Origin of the sequence: Lentzea sp. JNUCC 0626, from assembly GCF_043632865.1 — a bacterium.
Taxonomy (GTDB): Bacteria; Actinomycetota; Actinomycetes; order Mycobacteriales; family Pseudonocardiaceae; genus Lentzea.
This window is the reverse complement of record NZ_CP171635.1, coordinates 7,200,335-7,216,071: the sequence shown is the minus strand read 5'-3', so window position 1 is coordinate 7,216,071 and position 15,737 is coordinate 7,200,335. Positions and strand designations below refer to the sequence as shown.

General features: G+C 68.9%; 14 protein-coding genes and 1 pseudogene. 8 read left to right on the top strand and 7 right to left on the bottom strand.

The window, feature by feature from the left end; genetic code table 11:
• Window positions 1-59: 59 nt before the first annotated feature.
• Together JNUCC0626_RS33105 and JNUCC0626_RS33100 are read right to left on the bottom strand one after the other, a co-directional pair.
• Window positions 60-3,743 carry an FkbM family methyltransferase gene (locus JNUCC0626_RS33105; RefSeq protein ID WP_394614685.1) on the bottom strand — a complete coding sequence of 1,228 codons (3,684 nt, stop codon included), beginning with the start codon at window positions 3,741-3,743 and terminating at the stop codon, window positions 60-62.
• Window positions 3,736-4,842 carry a hypothetical protein gene (locus tag JNUCC0626_RS33100; protein ID WP_394614684.1) on the bottom strand — a complete coding sequence of 369 codons (1,107 nt, stop codon included), beginning with the start codon at window positions 4,840-4,842 and terminating at the stop codon, window positions 3,736-3,738. The genes JNUCC0626_RS33105 and JNUCC0626_RS33100 overlap by 8 nt, the downstream gene beginning before the upstream one ends.
• Window positions 4,843-4,965: 123 nt before the next feature.
• Between JNUCC0626_RS33100 and msrA the strand changes: the two genes are divergently transcribed.
• The 5 genes from msrA (at window position 4,966) to JNUCC0626_RS33075 (ending at window position 8,941) form a co-directional block, all read left to right on the top strand.
• Entirely contained in the window at window positions 4,966-5,637 is a 672-nt protein-coding gene (gene msrA, locus JNUCC0626_RS33095; protein ID WP_394614683.1) for a peptide-methionine (S)-S-oxide reductase MsrA, read from the top strand.
• Window positions 5,634-5,756: a hypothetical protein gene (locus tag JNUCC0626_RS33090; RefSeq protein WP_394614682.1), complete on the top strand. Its 123-nt coding sequence runs from the start codon at window positions 5,634-5,636 to the stop codon at window positions 5,754-5,756. Before msrA ends, JNUCC0626_RS33090 begins: the two co-directional genes overlap by 4 nt.
• Window positions 5,757-6,326: 570 nt before the next feature.
• The gene (locus JNUCC0626_RS33085) at window positions 6,327-6,575 is read left to right on the top strand and encodes a hypothetical protein (protein ID WP_394614681.1); all 249 of its coding nucleotides are present in this window, start codon (window positions 6,327-6,329) and stop codon (window positions 6,573-6,575) included.
• A gap of 135 nt (window positions 6,576-6,710) precedes the next feature.
• Window positions 6,711-8,615: an SdrD B-like domain-containing protein gene (locus JNUCC0626_RS33080; RefSeq protein WP_394614680.1), complete on the top strand. Its 1,905-nt coding sequence runs from the start codon at window positions 6,711-6,713 to the stop codon at window positions 8,613-8,615.
• A 101-nt stretch (window positions 8,616-8,716) separates the two neighbouring features.
• Window positions 8,717-8,941 (top strand): hypothetical protein, encoded by a 225-nt coding sequence (locus tag JNUCC0626_RS33075; protein ID WP_394614679.1) that lies wholly within the window; start codon window positions 8,717-8,719, stop codon window positions 8,939-8,941.
• A 145-nt stretch (window positions 8,942-9,086) separates the two neighbouring features.
• Here the strand turns inward: JNUCC0626_RS33075 and JNUCC0626_RS33070 are convergent, their stop codons facing one another.
• From JNUCC0626_RS33070 to JNUCC0626_RS33055, 4 genes are read right to left on the bottom strand one after another with little or no spacing between them, the layout of a single operon-like run.
• The gene (locus JNUCC0626_RS33070; protein ID WP_394614678.1) at window positions 9,087-9,443 is read right to left on the bottom strand and encodes a septal ring lytic transglycosylase RlpA family protein; all 357 of its coding nucleotides are present in this window, start codon (window positions 9,441-9,443) and stop codon (window positions 9,087-9,089) included.
• Between the two features lie 45 nt (window positions 9,444-9,488).
• On the bottom strand, window positions 9,489-9,881 hold the full coding sequence (locus tag JNUCC0626_RS33065) for a contact-dependent growth inhibition system immunity protein (protein WP_394614677.1): 393 nt from the start codon (window positions 9,879-9,881) through the stop codon (window positions 9,489-9,491).
• Between the two features lie 28 nt (window positions 9,882-9,909).
• A complete protein-coding gene (locus JNUCC0626_RS33060) occupies window positions 9,910-10,539 on the bottom strand; it encodes a hypothetical protein (RefSeq protein ID WP_394614676.1) in 630 nt (209 codons plus the stop codon).
• Window positions 10,540-10,578: 39 nt separating this feature from the next.
• Window positions 10,579-13,368, bottom strand: coding sequence for a BTAD domain-containing putative transcriptional regulator (locus JNUCC0626_RS33055; RefSeq protein ID WP_394614675.1), 2,790 nt, complete (start codon window positions 13,366-13,368; stop codon window positions 10,579-10,581).
• Window positions 13,369-13,425: 57 nt separating this feature from the next.
• Between JNUCC0626_RS33055 and JNUCC0626_RS33050 the strand changes: the two genes are divergently transcribed.
• Complete coding sequence (locus JNUCC0626_RS33050) at window positions 13,426-14,472, top strand: cytochrome P450 (RefSeq protein WP_394614674.1); 1,047 nt, start codon at window positions 13,426-13,428, stop codon at window positions 14,470-14,472.
• Here JNUCC0626_RS33050 and JNUCC0626_RS33045 read toward each other — a convergent pair.
• Entirely contained in the window at window positions 14,447-14,875 is a 429-nt protein-coding gene (locus tag JNUCC0626_RS33045) for an OsmC family protein (RefSeq protein WP_394614673.1), read from the bottom strand. The genes JNUCC0626_RS33050 and JNUCC0626_RS33045 overlap by 26 nt on opposite strands.
• Window positions 14,876-15,000: 125 nt before the next feature.
• On the opposite strand from JNUCC0626_RS33045, the pseudogene JNUCC0626_RS33040 reads away from it, so the two are divergent.
• Together JNUCC0626_RS33040 and JNUCC0626_RS33035 are read left to right on the top strand one after the other, a co-directional pair.
• Window positions 15,001-15,225, top strand: a pseudogene (locus JNUCC0626_RS33040) (LD-carboxypeptidase); the annotation flags it as partial.
• Between the two features lie 152 nt (window positions 15,226-15,377).
• Window positions 15,378-15,731, top strand: a complete 354-nt coding sequence (locus JNUCC0626_RS33035) for a hypothetical protein (protein WP_394614672.1) — start codon at window positions 15,378-15,380, stop codon at window positions 15,729-15,731.
• Window positions 15,732-15,737 lie beyond the last annotated feature (6 nt).

Below are 15,737 nucleotides of genomic sequence, written 5' to 3'. Positions count from 1 at the left end.
AACGGGCGGCGACCGTGGTCGCCACCCGTCGATTGTCGCAGGAGGTTACGCCAAATTTCCTAGCTTTGCGCAGGTGAGCTGGGTCGCAGCCACAACGTGGTGAACCCGGACTTCGACCCGAGCGCCTCCTCGATCAGTTCGGCGTCGGTGTAGTCGCCGCCGGCCGACCCGTTCTCCCGCACCGGGGACGGCTCGTAACCCAGCGCCCGGTACCCCGCCAGCACCGCGGCCGGGTCGTCGCCGAGCTCCTCGATCGCGCCGGGATCGAACTCGCACACGACGTGCGGCCTGTCCCGTTCGACCACGCCGGTCAGCCCGTTCAGCGCCCGGTGGTCACGGCCCTGGAGGTCGATCTTGATCAGCGAGATCCGGGTCGACGTCACCTCGGCGCGGCCGTCGAGCCGGACCGCGGGGATGACCACACCGGCGCCTTCGGACCCCTCGTGCGCCCGGTAGTCGCCGCTGTTGTTCTCCTCGGCCTGCACCAGGCGGATCTCGGTCTCCGAGTCCCACGCGGCGATCGGCAGCACCGTGACCGGAGCCCGGTCGCCGATGTTGACCTGCACGTTGCGGGTGAGGAACGCGGCGTTGGCCGGGTTGGCCTCCACCGCGACCGCGCCCGCCATGCCCGACGTGCGCTGGAGCAGCCGCAACGTGTGGTAGCCGACGTGCGCGCCGATGTCGAGGAACGTGCCGTCGCCCACCAGTTCCGCCATGAGATCGGCCTCGCCGACCTCCCACGAGCGGTGGTGCTGGAGCCACGGGAACACCACGGCGTCCTTCGGCATGATCAACGTGCCCGCGTCGCACACGACCACGTCGGCGTCCGGCGGCACGGGGGCGTGCCGGAGCCGTTGCACCTGGTAGACCGCCTCGACGTCCTCGACCACGTGCGCGAACCGCGCCTCGTCGTCGTCCAGCCTGCGGTCCCGCTCGGCGAACATCTCGAACGTCTTGCGGTCGCTCGCCTCGAGTCGTTCCCAGACCTTGCCCAGGCGTTCGTCGATGGCGGCGGCGAGCTGGTCGCCCCGGTCGTCGGTGAGGTCCGTGACGGACTTGTCCAGCCGCGCGAAGTCCTCGCCCAGCTCACGGCCCTGGTCGGCGAGATCCGAGATCTCGTGCTCGATCAGCGTGAGCCGTTCGGTGTCGCGTTCGACCGCCTCCAGCCGCGCCATCATCGAGCCGAGGGTGTGCTCCACGCCGTCGACGACCGCGCCGAGCACCTTGCGCTGGTGCACGTCGTAGTGGTCGATCGAGCGGAGAACGGCCTTGCGCAGCACCGGGGCGAGCGGGACGCGGGACGCGGTGCCCACCTCCGCGCGCCACAGCAACGCCTGCCGGGAGTCGCGCAACGGCCGCAGCGGGTCGTCGATCTGCTGCCCGGTCTGGGATGCCTGCGGGGACTTCCAGACCTTGTAGGCCGCTTCGAGCTGTTCGCGCATCCACGTCGCCGCGTCGCGCATCGACCTCGTGCGCAGGACGTGCGTGCGTGCGGCCCTACCGCGCCGTGCGGCCTCTTCCGGGTTGTCCGCGACCTCACGCATCGCGGCGGCCGCGGCGTCGAGGTCGGGATCCGCCCAGTGCGAGTCCTCGGGGTACGGGTAGTTGCCCTTGCCCACCACCGTGAGCTGGTACGGGACGGGCCAGCCGGTGCGGTCGTCCAGGAACTCCGTCGTGCTGGAGTAGTCCGTGGAGATCACCGGCAGCGCGCGGGCCATCGCCTCGGCGACGGTCAGGCCGAAGCCCTCGCTGCGGTGCAACGAAACGTAGGCGGTGCTCGTCGCGTACAGCTCGTCGAGTTCGGCGACGCTCAGGTAGCGCTCGACGAGTTCGATCCGGTCGTCGTCCGCGATCAGCACGCGCAGCTTCTCCGCGACGTGCGGGTGCTTCGCGCCGTTGATCGCCTTCAACACGAGTCGTACGTCGTCGCGTCCCTCGAACGCCCGCTGGAACGCCGTCACGACGCCCCACGGGTTCTTGCGCTCGCCGATGCTCGCGAAGTCGAACGCGAACAGGAACCGCGCCTGCTCCGGGTCGGGGCGGCGATCCGGCTCACCCGGATCGCGCACGGGCACCGGGATCGTCTTGACCGGCACCGTCGCGTGCTTGGTGAGCGCGTCGCGGACGAAGTCGCTGACCGTCCACACCTCGTCGACCTCGCGGAACGCGGCGTGCATGTGCTCGGGGAAGTCCTCGAGCTCCCACGCCCAGAGGCCGATCCGGTAGCGGTGGTGACCGACCTGCGGACGGTGCCGCAGCACGGCCTGCGTCTGGTCGGCGTTCACGCACAGCAGGCTGACCGGGAAGCGCGGCTCGCCGACCGTGCCCGGCCGGTCGATGCCCTTGCGGTTGGTGACCAGCTCGTCCTCGACGACCGACGCCACGGGCACGCCCGCCTGGTCGATCGCGTCGTGCACGATCCTGGCCATCTCGCCGACGCCGAGTTCCGCCGTCAGGTAGCCGACGACGTTAACGCCGAACGCGTCCACGGGCTCCTTGAGCACAGCAGGTTCACCGGGCAGAGCCCACGCCGGCAGCGCCTCCTCGCGGATACCGCTGGTGCGGCACCAACTCCGGAAGCCCTCCGCGTCGGCGCCGTGCGGTGCGGGGAACGCCATCTGCAGATCGGCGCGTGACTCCCACACGGCGAGCGCGAGCCGGTTGAGGCCGCTGTCCTTCGGCGCGTTCTCGGGCAGTTCGGTCAGCCACTGCTTGAGCGCCGCGTGGTGCTCTGCGTCGAACGCGTGCGGTGGCGGGTCCTTCTTCTTGCGCTCCGCCTTCACCCACGCGTCGCGGAACAGCGTCCGCATCGCCGGGGTGATCTTGGTGCCGTCCGCGGCCTTCGCGAAGCCGTAGGGGATCGACTCCAGCGTCTGCGCGTAGCCGTTCGCCTTGAGCTTGGCGCCGTACGAGTCGCACAGCTGACGCACGACCGGATGCTCCGACAGCAGCACACGCGGCTTGAACGGCGCGTGGCTCGTCAGGATCCACGGGCGTTCCGGCCGGTAACCGCTGTAGTGGAAGAACCGCAAGGGTTCCCCGCCCGCGGTGAACACGCCGTCCTCTTCGCGCACCGGACGTTCGTGGACGTTCCAGTAGGCGACGTTGAAACCGGGGTCGCGCAGCACGGTGTTCGGGAACAGCGCCGGGACCTGGTCGACCCAGCGCTGGTCGGTGAAGAGCTGCTTGTGCGGCGCGACGATCGCGTCGTGGCGCAGGCGTTCGGCCCAGAAGTCGAGGAACGCCTCCGAACCCGGACCCGTCGCGACGAAGCCCAGGTTGAAGATGCCGGACCCCATGATCGCGGCCTCGCTGGGCTCCTTGCCGTCGCGGGGCAACGGCTGCAGGAAGTGCGGCGTGAGCACGATGCTGTGCTTCATCGCCAGGTCCGCGAGTTCGGGCATCGGGGCGAAGACCTCGATGTCCGGGTCGATGTACATGACGACATCGCTGGACTTGCGCAGCTCACGCAGCAGATAGGGCTTCACGGCCGTGGCGAGCTCGGTGACCGAGTAGCCGGTGGCCATGCGGAAGTAGTCGTCCTCGTCGATCCCGGCGGTGCCGGGACCGACGATCGTCCAGCCGCTCTGCTCCTCGGTCCTGTCCCACTCCGCGTCGATGACAGCGATGACGAAGTGGTGACCGGGGTGGTGCTTCAGGTACGAGGTGGCGAGGACGCGGGCAGCGGGCAGGTAGTTGCCGGCCACCACCGTGCAGGCGGTGACCCGGCGCTCGTCACTCATCGGCAGACAGGGCCTTCAGCTGCGCGTCGAGGGCGTCCTTGAAGTTCTTCTGCGCGGCTTCGGTCGTCTTGGCGGACATGTCGAGCCGGATGATGAGGTCCTTGCTCGTGTAGTGACCGCGGACGCGGGCGTTGTCCGGCGCCTTGGCCTCGAGGTTGCCGACCAGCACGCCCTTGGGTGCGTCCGTCGCCTCGATCATGCCGTTGTTGATCTGGATGTCGGCCAGTTCCTTGGCGGCGGTCTTGGCGGCCGCGGCGTCCTTGGCCTGGACGATCAGCAGGATGCCCTTGGAACCGTCGTCCGTCGTGAACTGGACGAGCTTGGTCTTGGTCGAGCCGGCGACGTTGTAGGACAGCACCTCGCTGTCGAGCAGGTACTTGAGCGTCGGGACCGGCGTGAAGTCCTTGACCTGCTTGTTCTCGGCGACCTTGCCGGGCAGCTTGCCCGCGGGCAACGGGTCCGGCGGCGCGCTCGGGGTGGTGCTGGTCGACGTCGTGGTCGTGTTGCCACCGGCGTTGTTGTCGGTGCCGCCACCGCGGCCCCACAGCCAGTAGGCGCCGAAACCGAGACCGGCCAGCAGGACCACGGCCAGCACGATGCCGATGACCTTGCCCTTGCCGCCCTTGGACCCCTCGTCGAAGACCTCGGGCCCGTGGCTCCAGCCCGGCGAGGGCTGGTTGATCGCGTCGAAGTCGCCACCGATCCACGGCGGCGGCGCCGACTGCTGTTGCTGAGGCTGGCCCCACCCACCAGGACCGGGCTGCACGGGCGTGACGTACTGCGTCCGCTCCGCGTCGCTCGACCGGTTCTGCGTGTTCACCACCTGCGTGGCGTCCGGGTTGGGGTTCTGCTGCTGCGGCTGCTGCTGGGGCGGCATCTGGTTCGGGACCACCTGGGTGGCGTCCGAGTTCGAGGCGCTGGGCGGCTTCGCCTCCCACTTGAACGGGGGAGCGAACGGAGCCTGAGGTGCCGCCTGAGCAGGTGCACCACCCGCAGAACCGGAGAGAATCTCGTCCCGGCGACGTCGGTAGTCGTCAGCCGAGATCCGACCAGAGGCGAGTTCGTTGTCGAGCTTCTGCAGCTCGTCTTGCCAGGTCACCCCTGGCACCCCCTTCCGCGCGAACATGAGACTCGGACATTGTGCCCGTGTCCTGTAAGGCCTTCGTGCGGGCCTCTCAAGTCGTGACCTGGTTGTGGCGCTTCACACCGATATATTGGCCGCATGGCCTGGTTCGGACGCAACAAACCGCAGGTGGTGGCCCCGCCGGACGCTCTACCGGGCAGAACTGAACCGCTGCAGGTGGCACCGTCCCACGCGGTGTTCACCGACCGGCCACTCCAACCGCCCTTCCCGTCCGGTCATCGGACCGCCGTGCTCGGCCTCGGCTGCTTCTGGGGCGCCGAACGCCTCTTCTGGCAAACGCCAGGCGTCTGGACCACGGCCGTCGGCTACGCGGGCGGCACCACCCCGAACCCGACCTACGAGGAAGTCTGCTCGGGCCTGACCGGCCACGCAGAGGTCGTCCTGGTCGTCTTCGACCCCGCCGCGCTGCCGTACGCGGAACTGCTGCGGGTGTTCTGGGAGGGCCACGACCCTACCCAGGGAATGCGGCAGGGAGCCGACATCGGCACCCAGTACCGCTCTGTGGTCCTCGTGTCGGACGAGGGGCAGCGCGTCACGGCTGAAGCTTCGCTGAACGTTTACCAGCAGGCGCTCGACGCCGCCGGTGCTCGGCAGATCACGACCTCCGTGGAGGAGCTCGGCGAGTTCTACTACGCCGAGGACTACCACCAGCAGTACCTGTCGGACGCGAAGAACCCCTACGGCTACTGCGGGCTGGGCGGCACGGGCGTGAGCTGCCCGGTGGACCTGAACGTCGACGCCCAGCAGTGAGCAGGAAGACCACGTTCTTCGCGGACGTCGTGCAGACCGGCACCGCCCTCGACGCCAACCTCGGCCCGGACGTCGCCGCCACGATCATGGGCGCGAACCGCGACGGCCGCGGCTTATAGCGTTTCCACGGCCTGATCGAGGTGGGCCGGCACCGGCTTCGCGACCAGGGCTGGACCGGGGCGAGCACCCCGCCGTGCAGACGCATCGGCTCAAGCACAGTCCTAAGTGGATGGACGGCGCCGTCGCCGCGCACCACGGCGGGCTTGAGGGCTTGATTCGGTGACCTGGCCGTGGAGTTGGCCCAGCGGAACGTCAACCTCGTCGCTCTCGGCGGGCCTCGGCACGTGCACCAGGAGCACTGGGTGCCGGAGCCGCACGTTTGTTCGTGGGCGTCAACGACGAGTACCACCAGACGGCATGCCGAAGGTCTTCACGGCGTCCGGGCGCGATCTCGCGATCACGTTCGACGGCGACCCCGAGTTCGGGTGGCAGCAGCTGAAAGCGGTTGCCGCGACGCCGTCTTGATCGCGACGCCGTCCTTGATCGCGAGTTGTCCACAGGTTTGCGTCGCGCTGACCTGGTGATACTCGATCTCGGATAGCCTGTGGACAGAGCGGGAACCAAAACCGGGGTTCGCGCGTTGCGTCAGGAGGAATCGCGCGGGGGAGCCCATGTGCACCGGCCAACGCATGCACACGGACAAGGAAATCGCTTTCCTCTGGGCTGAGTTCGTAGCTCGGCTGGAGGAGCTCCACCCCGGACTTCCCTTGCCCGCCAACGATGACGTCGTCAACGCCTGCCTCGACCACGTCGGCGAACCGCTGCGGCGCGACGACGAGAACCCTGATCGACGTGGCGAAACGCTGCGGCACAGGCTCACCGACACCCGCCGATTCGACTTGATCTACGAGCGCCGGATTTCGGCGATTGTGAGCTAAAAGAGACTTGTTATCCCAGGTGGGTGGACTTAGCGTCCACGCTTGAAGCCATGCACACCGCACGGCGGGGGAATGCGCGGTACGTCGGGGGTCGTGTCGCGTCGTCGCGGTGGCCTATCTCTGGGGAGATCTACTTTGTCCGCATCACGTGCGCGTGGTGTCGCGCGCAGATCGGCCGTGTTCGCGGCCGTTCTGGCGCTGACCGCCACCACCACCTTCACCGCATCCGCGCAGGAAGACCCGGTCGCACCGAGCACCGAGGTCACCGCGCCCAGCACTCCGGCGGAACAGCCGCCGTCCACTCCGGACGAGACGCCCGTGACGGAGACGCCCGTCACCCAGCCTCCGGTCAGCGAGACTCCGGTCTCCGAGACGCCGGCCGACAAGCCCGCCGAAACGCCGGCTGACAAGCCCGCCGACACCCCGGCTGACAAGCCGGAGGAGAAGGCCGACGAGAAGCCGGCGACCGATGAGCAGGCTCAGGCCGATCCCGTCGTGACGCGTTCGGACGTGACGGCGACGGCCGAGGTCGTCGGTGGGCCGTTCCTCATCGGCCAGAAGGTGACGGTCAAGCTCACGATCACCAACAAGGGCCCCGACGAGGCCATCGGTGTCTCCGCCTACCTGGAGCACGTCTCCGGGACGTACCTCGGCATCGACTACGACGGCTGGGACGGCCTCGCGCCGCCGTGGCAGTCGCCCACGACGAAGATCCCGGCCGGCGAGTCGCGGACCTTCACCCTCAAGGGTTCGGCCTTCACCTACGCCGGCAACTCCAAGGAGAGGTTCCGGGTCGCCGCGCAGAACGACAGGGACATCTTCGACGGTCAGCCGGTCATCGACGTCCTGTTCCAGGAACCCGTCAAGACGGGCACGATCAGCGGTGTCCTGTGGGGTGACGCGAACGGCAACGGCGTGCAGGACGCGGGCGAGGGCCTGGCCGGCGCCCAGGCGTACCTGTACGGCGGCAGCAACCCGGACGGCAACCCCAAGGTCCGCACGGACGCCAACGGTCGCTTCACCTTCACCGGCCTCGAGCTGCGGATGTGGGGCGTCGGTTTCCTGGAGCTCCCCGGCGGCTGGGTGCTGGAGTACAGCAACGAGCAGATCCCCGTCGACGGCACCGACTCCTCGTCCGAACTGCGCTACAAGGCGGTCCGCCCGCTGCTCGACCACCTGTCCGCGTCGATGCGGTTCACGTCCACGAACCACGTCGCCGGTGGCTTCGCGACCGTCGAGTTCACGCTGACCAACTCGGGTGGCGCAGACCTCTCCGGGATCATCGCCAGCTGCAACCGCTCCGGTGAGGGCCCGCACATGGGGTTCCCGAACGGAATGGGCGACCTCGCCTGGCCCAACGGTGCGACGATCCGGGCTGGTGAGACCCGCGTCTTCACGCTCCTCGCGGGCATCTCGAGCAGCTCGGACCGCTACGGCCGCGCCCACGTCGCGTGTGACTTCGGTCCGAACGAGGGCATCATCGACGGCTACCCGTCGGTCTTCGACTGGGTCAAGCTCGCCGGCGACAAGCGCGCCACCGCCGAGGGTTCGATCTACGAGGACCGCGACGGCAACGGCTGGATGAACGGTGACGAGCACCTGACCGACGTCTCGTTCAGCCTGGTCGACCCGAAGACCGGCGTGGTCGCCGGGACGGCGTTCGGCACCGGCGAGTACGGCAAGGCCACGTTCGCCAACATCCCGCTCGGCCTCTACGCCGTCAAGGTCAACGGGCCGTGGCACGTGAAGAACCCGGAGTGGCTGATCAGCGTCGAGGACTGCACCCAGTGGTGCCACAACGGCTGGACCGTCGAGGTCGTCGCCGGCGAAGGGCCCGGTGGCACGCCGGGTGGTGGCCAGCCGCAGCCTGAGACGCCGGCCAAGCCGGAGGTCGTGAAGGTCGATACGTTCCGCCCGACCGCGAAGGCGAGCCCGCTCGCGCAGACCGGTGCGAGCGTTGAAGGTCTGGCACTCGCGGGTGCCCTGACCCTGCTGCTCGGCGGTGCGTCGATCTTCCTCGCGCGCCGCCGGACCGCCTAGCTCAACAGAAGATCAGTCCACACGGCCTCGTGGTCGTGGTCGTCGTCACCGGCGGCCGCGATCGCGGGGTCGTTGTCGTCACGGGCGGAGCTTGAGTCGTCGTGACGACCACGCTCGACGGCGCGTTGGTGGTCTTCGTCGTCGAAGTGGCTGCCGAGCTGGACGCCGAGGACGACGACGGCGCGGACGACGAACTCGACGCCACTGTCTGTGACGGAAGCTCGGATTCCGTCGGTAGCAACGAAGGCGTGTTGATGAGCGAGACACGCGCCGGTCTGTCGCTGTCGGGACCCTCCGAATCGGCTTCGATCAAGCCCCCGGCATAGGTCCCGAGCACGCCAAACGCCGCAACGACCACGCCGACCACAGCTCCGGTCAGCAGCCGAGTAGGCCCACTTTTCGCCCCGAACACCCAGATTGAGTATCTCGTTCACTCGATTGGGTCAAGGAAACCGGTCTTTTTCTACTCGTTCACACCTTGGTGACCGTCACGCCGACCACTCCCTGTGACAGCGTCGCGATCGTCTTGAACGCCTTGGGCGTCAGGTCGACGCACCGGCCGGCGATGAACGGGCCGCGGTCGTTGATCCGCACGGTCACCGTCTTGCCGTTGGTGCGGTTCTTCACCTTCACGCGAGTGCCGAACGGCAGGGTCTTGTGCGCGGCGGTGAGCTTGTTGGGGTCGAAGCGCTCGCCGCTCGCCGTCGTGCCGCCGCCCGAGTAGTAGGAAGCCTTGCAGGTCTCGGCAGAAGCCACCGGCGAGAACAGCACGGCGGAGGTGGCGAGGGCGGCCAGCGTGAGGCCGGCGGCCGCGAGAGTCTTTGTCATGTTGCAAGCAACTCACGCTGCGGCAAAGGGACGCCTAAAGCGCGCCTAACCAGGAAATTGGTCGGCCGCGGACACCAGCAGGTGCCAGTCGCCGTCGGGCAACGTCCGCAGCCGGTCCAGCAGAGCGGACATCCTGGCCAGCAACGCTGGGTGATCGGCCCAGAACGAATGATCTACTCTCAGTAGAGCGGCGAGCAGGTCACCGGGGTAGAGCGAGACCGACCGCAACGGGTCGCGTTCGACCTCCTCCAACGCCAGCAGCGCCGTCACGTCGAGCCCCACCTGGTGCGTGACCAGCAGGTGCAGCGACGTCGGGGTCAGCTGCCCGACCGGCAGATCGCGCAACGCGCACAGGTCCCGGTACAGCTGGGTCGACGACGCGTCGGGTCTGCGCCAGTCGTCTTCGCTGAGGTGCGCCAGCGTGCTGTCCCGGTCCACGCACCCATGGTCCCCGCAAACAGGCGCGCTAGCGGGCCGACTGAGGCAACGGTTCGGCATTGGGCGACTGCCAGCCCACCCGGACGAGCACCTCGCCCTCGTGCAGCAGCGGTTGCGACGCGAGTCCCCACACGGTCGATGCGAGCACCACGGCACTCATGGCCTCACCGACGCTCAGCCAGTCCTCGCCGAGCATTCGCAGCAGCACGCCGTTGCGCCGCGCCACGAGTTCCATCTCGCAGTTCTCGGCGCGGGCCGCGTGCAGCAGCCACGTGAGCGCCGAGTCCGGCACCTCGTCGGGCAGGTAGGGGCGGGGATCGGCCCTGCGCAAGGAGATCGCCGCCGCCGAGGCCACCTCGCAGGAGAACGGGTCGAGCTCCCAGCGCGGGTGCACCGACGCCACCTGGCCGTCCGACTGGGCGACCCGCAGCACGTGGCAGTCCCAGCCCATCGCGGACAACGCCACCCGCACGTGGTGCAGGACCGCACCACACGCGAGCAACGCCGTCTGGTCCGTGCGCGTGGTCACCAGCTCAAGGCACTCGGTGCCGTTGCGCCATCGCCACGGCGGAACGATGTCGAACGACGGTGCCCGCGCCGCGAGCTTCAGGACTTCTTCGACGACTCCCGCGTCTGGTGTCCGCACGCTGGTCCTCATCCCGCCAGCATCGCGCGCACCGGTTGCACGGAACCTGCATCACGACTGCGCGGCCGCGACCACCGAGGCCACGGTCATGGCGGCACCGCGCGCGAAGTGCTCCTCGTACCCCTCGGGCCCCAACGCCTGACGGCACAACGCGACGCACTGGTCGTGCGACGCGGCGAAGTTGGCCGACCCGAACAGGGGCAGCCCGACGGACTGCCACACCCGGTCCGCGCCGCCCAGCAGCACCGCGGCGTGCGCGGCCGAACCGGTGACCACCGAGATCAGCGCCAGCAGCTCCACGGACACCGCGATGCCGAGCAGGTCGTGGAAGCTCTCCTTGATGCGCAACGAGGTCGTGGCCAGCTCACGGGCCTCGGCGACGTCACCGCGTCCCATCGCCACGAACGCCAGGACGTACAACGCGAACGCGCGCGCCCACAGTTCGCCGTTGTCCTCGCACACAGCGCGCGCCTTCGAACAGATCTCTGTCGCACGGTCGAGTTCGCCGCCGAACGCCACGGTGATCGCCAACGCCACCCGTGCCATGACGACGTTGCTGTCCATGTGCCCCAGTTCGGCGTGCCGTCGATCGGCCTCGGCCAGCAGCGTCGCGCCCAACGACAGGTCGTCGTCGAACACCGCCGCCGCGCCCTGCACGTACGTCGCGTAGACGTCGGCGTCCTCGTCGCCCAGCGCCGCCGCCTCGGTCCGGCACGTCTCCAGCAGCGCGGGCACCGCGGCGGTGTTGCCCTGCAGGGTCGCGAGGTATCCGTTGACCCACAACGCCTTGCAGCGCGCGTTCGACGGTTCGGTCTCCAGCGACAGCGCCCAGTTCAGCCAGTGCCGTCCCTCGGCGAACCGCCCGCAGCCCACCCAGTAGAACCACAAAGTCGACGCCAGCCGCAGTCCCGAGTCGGCCTCGCCCGGTGTCGTCAGCGAGTACTCGATCGCCGCGCGCAGGTTGCCGCGTTCCGCCGTCATCGCCCCGACCGTCGCGGCCTGGCGCGGCGTGAACCAGGCCCGTTCCCCTTGCAGCGCAATGCCCGCGTAGAAGTCGCGATGGCGCGCCTTCAGCCGTGACTCCTCATCGCTGGCACGCAGTCGCGTCTGTCCGTACTGGCGCATGGTCTCCAGCAACCGATAACGCGCCACACCCGCGTGTTCTTCGCGTTGCAGCACCGATTTGTCGACCAGGCCGTCGACCGCGTCGAACATGAAGTCCGCAGTCAGCGCGTCGTCCGAGCACACGGCCTCGGCCGCCGCGAGGTCGAAGCTGCCGGCGAAGACCGAGGCCCGCGCCCACAGCAGTTGTTCTCGTGGAGAGCAGAGGTCGAAGCTCCACTCCATGGTCGCCAGCAGGGTTTGGTGCTGCGGCAACGCCGTGCGCCCGCCGTCGGTCAGCACCCGGAACCTGTCGTCGAGGCGTTCCAGGAGTTGTGCAGGTGTCAGCGCACGAACGCGCAACGCGGCCATCTCGATCGCGAGCGGGATGCCGTCCAGCCGCTTGCACAGGTCCGTGACGGCGCGTTCGTTCTCGGCCGTGATGACGAACGAACCGGGGATGGCCGCATCAGCGCGTTGGGCGAACAACGTCGCCGCCGGATACGGCACGGACAACGGCGCTACGGACATGACTTGCTCGCCATAGACGCGTAGTGCGCGCCGGGACGTGGCGATGACACGGAGCTTCGGTGCAACGCGCAGCAGCGTGTCCACCAAGACCGCACAGTGGTCCACGACGTGTTCGCAGTTGTCGAGCACCAGCAAGGCGTCTTTGCCCGCCAGGAACTCCGTGAGGACGCTCAACTGGCCGCGCCCGGTCTGATCCACCACCCCGAGCGCCTCGGCGACGGTGTGGGGCACCAGAGCCCTGTCGCGCAACGCCGCGAGCTCCACGAGCCACACGCCGTCGGGCGGTTGCTCGCCCCGCGCCACGTGCATCGCGAGCCGCGTCTTGCCCACCCCGCCGACGCCGATCAGCGTCACCAGCCGGTGTTCGCGGATCAGGTCGGCGACGTGGTCGGTCTCCGGGCGGTCGACGAAGCTCGACCTGTCGGCCGGGAGGTTGCCGCGCACCGGCACCGGGACGTGTTCGGCCAGGTCGAGGCGGGGATCGGCGGTCAGCACCGCCTGTTCGAGATCGCGCAGCCTCGTGCCCGGTTCGATGCCGAGTTCGTCGATGAGCACGCCGCGCGCGCGTTGGAACGCGGCCAGCGACTCGGCCTGGCGTCCGCACCGGTAGAGCGCGAGCATCAGCTGCTCCCACAGCCGTTCGCGGAACGGGTGCTGCTCGACCAGCGAGTTGACCAGCGGTGCCACCGCGGCGTGTTCGCCCAACGCCAGCGAGGCGTCCATCAGGTCCTCGGTCGCGTCCATCCGCAGGTCGGTGAGGCGCGCCGACTCCTGCCGCGTCCACTCGCCGGGACGGCAGTCCGCGAGCGGATCTCCGTTCCACAGTGCCAGTGCCTCGCGCAGCATCTTGGCGCTCTCCAACGGCTCGGTGCTCTGCCGTGCTGCTGAGACGAGCGCTTCGAACCGTGCGACGTCCACGGTGTCCGCGGACGCGTTGAACACGTAACCCGGCTCGCGGGTCATGATCAGTTCGCCCAGCCCGGCGTCGCGGATCTGCCCCCGCAGGCGCGCCAGCAGGCTGTGCAAGGTCTTCGTGGCGGTCGCCGGTGCCTCGTCCGACCAGAGCGCGTCCACGAGCGCGCTCCTCGGCACCGTTTCTCCCGGGTTCAGCGCCAGCCGTGCGACCAGCGTCCGCTGACCGGCACTGCTGAGTTGAACTGCTCCGTTCGGACCGGTGAGTTCGAGCGGTCCGAGCAGCCGGATGATCACGTTATTGGTCCTGTCGTCAGCCCCCGACAAAGGCCGGAACCGCGCAAAGATATCGCAATGGAATTCGACCCGAGAATCAACGCCCAGCGGGTGACCGCATACGCCGACCTGCGTGCCGTGCTGGCTGATCCGGTGACGTTCTCCTCCCGGAACATGACAGGTCCGCAGGTCGCGGCCGTGGCGGCGATGATGCCACCGGAGCAGCGGCGATTGCTCGAATTGATGTCCTCGCTCAACGCGGCGGACGGAACCAGGCACGCCCGAATTCGTGCGGCGGCGAATCAGAAATTCACCCCATCGGCCGTGCGCCGAATGGCTGACTCATTAGGGGAACGCGCGAGGACACTTTTGGACGAACTGCCGGAAGAAGCCGACTTCGTCAGCGAGTTCGCCGCTCCGTTCGCCCTGGGAACCGTCGGTGACGTGCTCGGAGTACCCGCAGCGGACTTCCCGCTGTTCCGCGAGTTCGTCACCCCGGTGCTCGAACTGACGAGCGGAGAGGAGGTCAGCGAACGCGTGCTCGGGTCGTACTTCGCCGGGATGAACGAGTTCTGCGCCTACTTCGGCCGTTCCGACGCGTTCCGCGGCGGCCAGCTCTCCGAACAGGAACGCCTCTCGCTGTGCCTGGCGATCGTCGTGGCCGGCACCGACTCGACGACGAACATGCTCGCCAGCACGGTGTTGCGACTCAATGCCAAAGAACGCCGATTAGGCGGCGTGGTCGAGGAAGTGGTGCGACTCGACGCGCCGTTCATCGGTTTCTTCCGCACCGCGACCTGCCCCGTGACGATGGGCGGGGTGGAGATCAGCGAGGGCGAACACCTGTTCCTCGACTACGCGGCCGGAAACCGCGACCCGAAGGTGTTCACCGAGGACTTCGACCCCGGCAGGCCGTCCGTGCCCGCTCACCTGGGCTTCGGGCACGGACCGCACTACTGCCTGGGAGCCGGGCTCGCCCGGCTGCAGGGCCGCGTCGTCGCCGAGGAACTGCTCGACCGCTCGGCCGAGGTGGCCGAGCAGCCAGGCGACGTCCGCTACCGCAGGCACCTGATCAGTCACGGGCCTGCGGAGCTGCGGTTCAGACCAGGGAAGCGTCGAGGGTGATGTTCTCGACGCCCGCGAGCGCCTTCGACACGGGGCAGTTCGCCTTGGCGCCCTCGGCGGCCGCGACGAAGTCCTCCTGCGACAGGCCGGGCACGTTGGCGCGCACGGTCAGGTGGATGCCGGTGATCCCGACGCCCGCCTGGAAGCTGACCTCGGCCTTGGTGTCGATCGAGGTGGGAGGCGTGCCCGCACCGGTCAGGCCGTGCGACAGCGCCATCGAGTAGCAGGACGAGTGCGCCGCGGCGATGAGCTCCTCGGGGCTGGTCTTGCCGCCCGCCTCCTCAGCGCGCGCCTTCCAGTCGATGTCGAAGCTGCCGCTGTTGGAGGTGGCGAGGCTGACGTTTCCCTTGCCCTCGACGAGGGAGCCTTCCCAGTGCGCGTTTGCCGTCTGCTTGATGGCCATGGTCTCCAGGTCCTTTGTCGAACGGGCTCGATCGGGGTGAGCGAGCTGTCTGGCACCACCCTTTCACGGGCGGGCCGGGAGATCACCTCGAGAACCACTGGACGAGATCTGCGAGAGTCCGCCGGGTGAACGTCGTGCTGCCACCGCGTGTCGTTCCGGGAGATCGCGTACGTCTCGTGTCACCCGCGAGCTTCCCCAGCGAGGAGGAGCTCGCGGAGTCCGTGGAGGTGCTGGAGAGCTGGGGCCTCGTCGTCGAGGTCGGTGCGCACGCGCTGGACCGCCGCGGTTACCTGGCGGGCCGCGACGAGGACCGGCTGGCCGATCTCGACGCCGCCTATCGCGATCCCGGAGTGCGGGCGGTCTTCGCCACCCGCGGCGGAGCGGGCGCCTACCGCATTGCGCACGCCTTCTCCCGTTCGGCGGCCTCGACCCGGTCGTTGCTGATGGAGACCGAACCCGCCGTGCTGCACCGCGATCCCGCCGCGCTCACGGCGGGGTGCGTGTGGACGGGGTGGCCACGGGCAACGTCGTCGGTGGCCACCTCGGCACCATCGCGTGGTCCGTGGGCACCGGGCTGCTCGACCTTGACGCCGCGATCCTGTTCCTGGAGGCACCCCGCGCGGTCGGGCTGGGCCACGTCGACCGGCAGCTGACGCAACTCATCAGGTCGGGCTCGCTGCATGGGCTGCGCGGCGTCGCGCTCGGCCGGTTCCCGGGTTTCGAGGACTACACCGATCGCGACTGGACCGTTCTCGACGTCGGCCACGGCGACGAACCGCTGTTCCTGGCGCTCGGGCCGCTCGCCGAGCTGGACGCCGCTGCGGGCACGCTCACCGTCGGCCCGGCAGTCAGCTGAGAACAG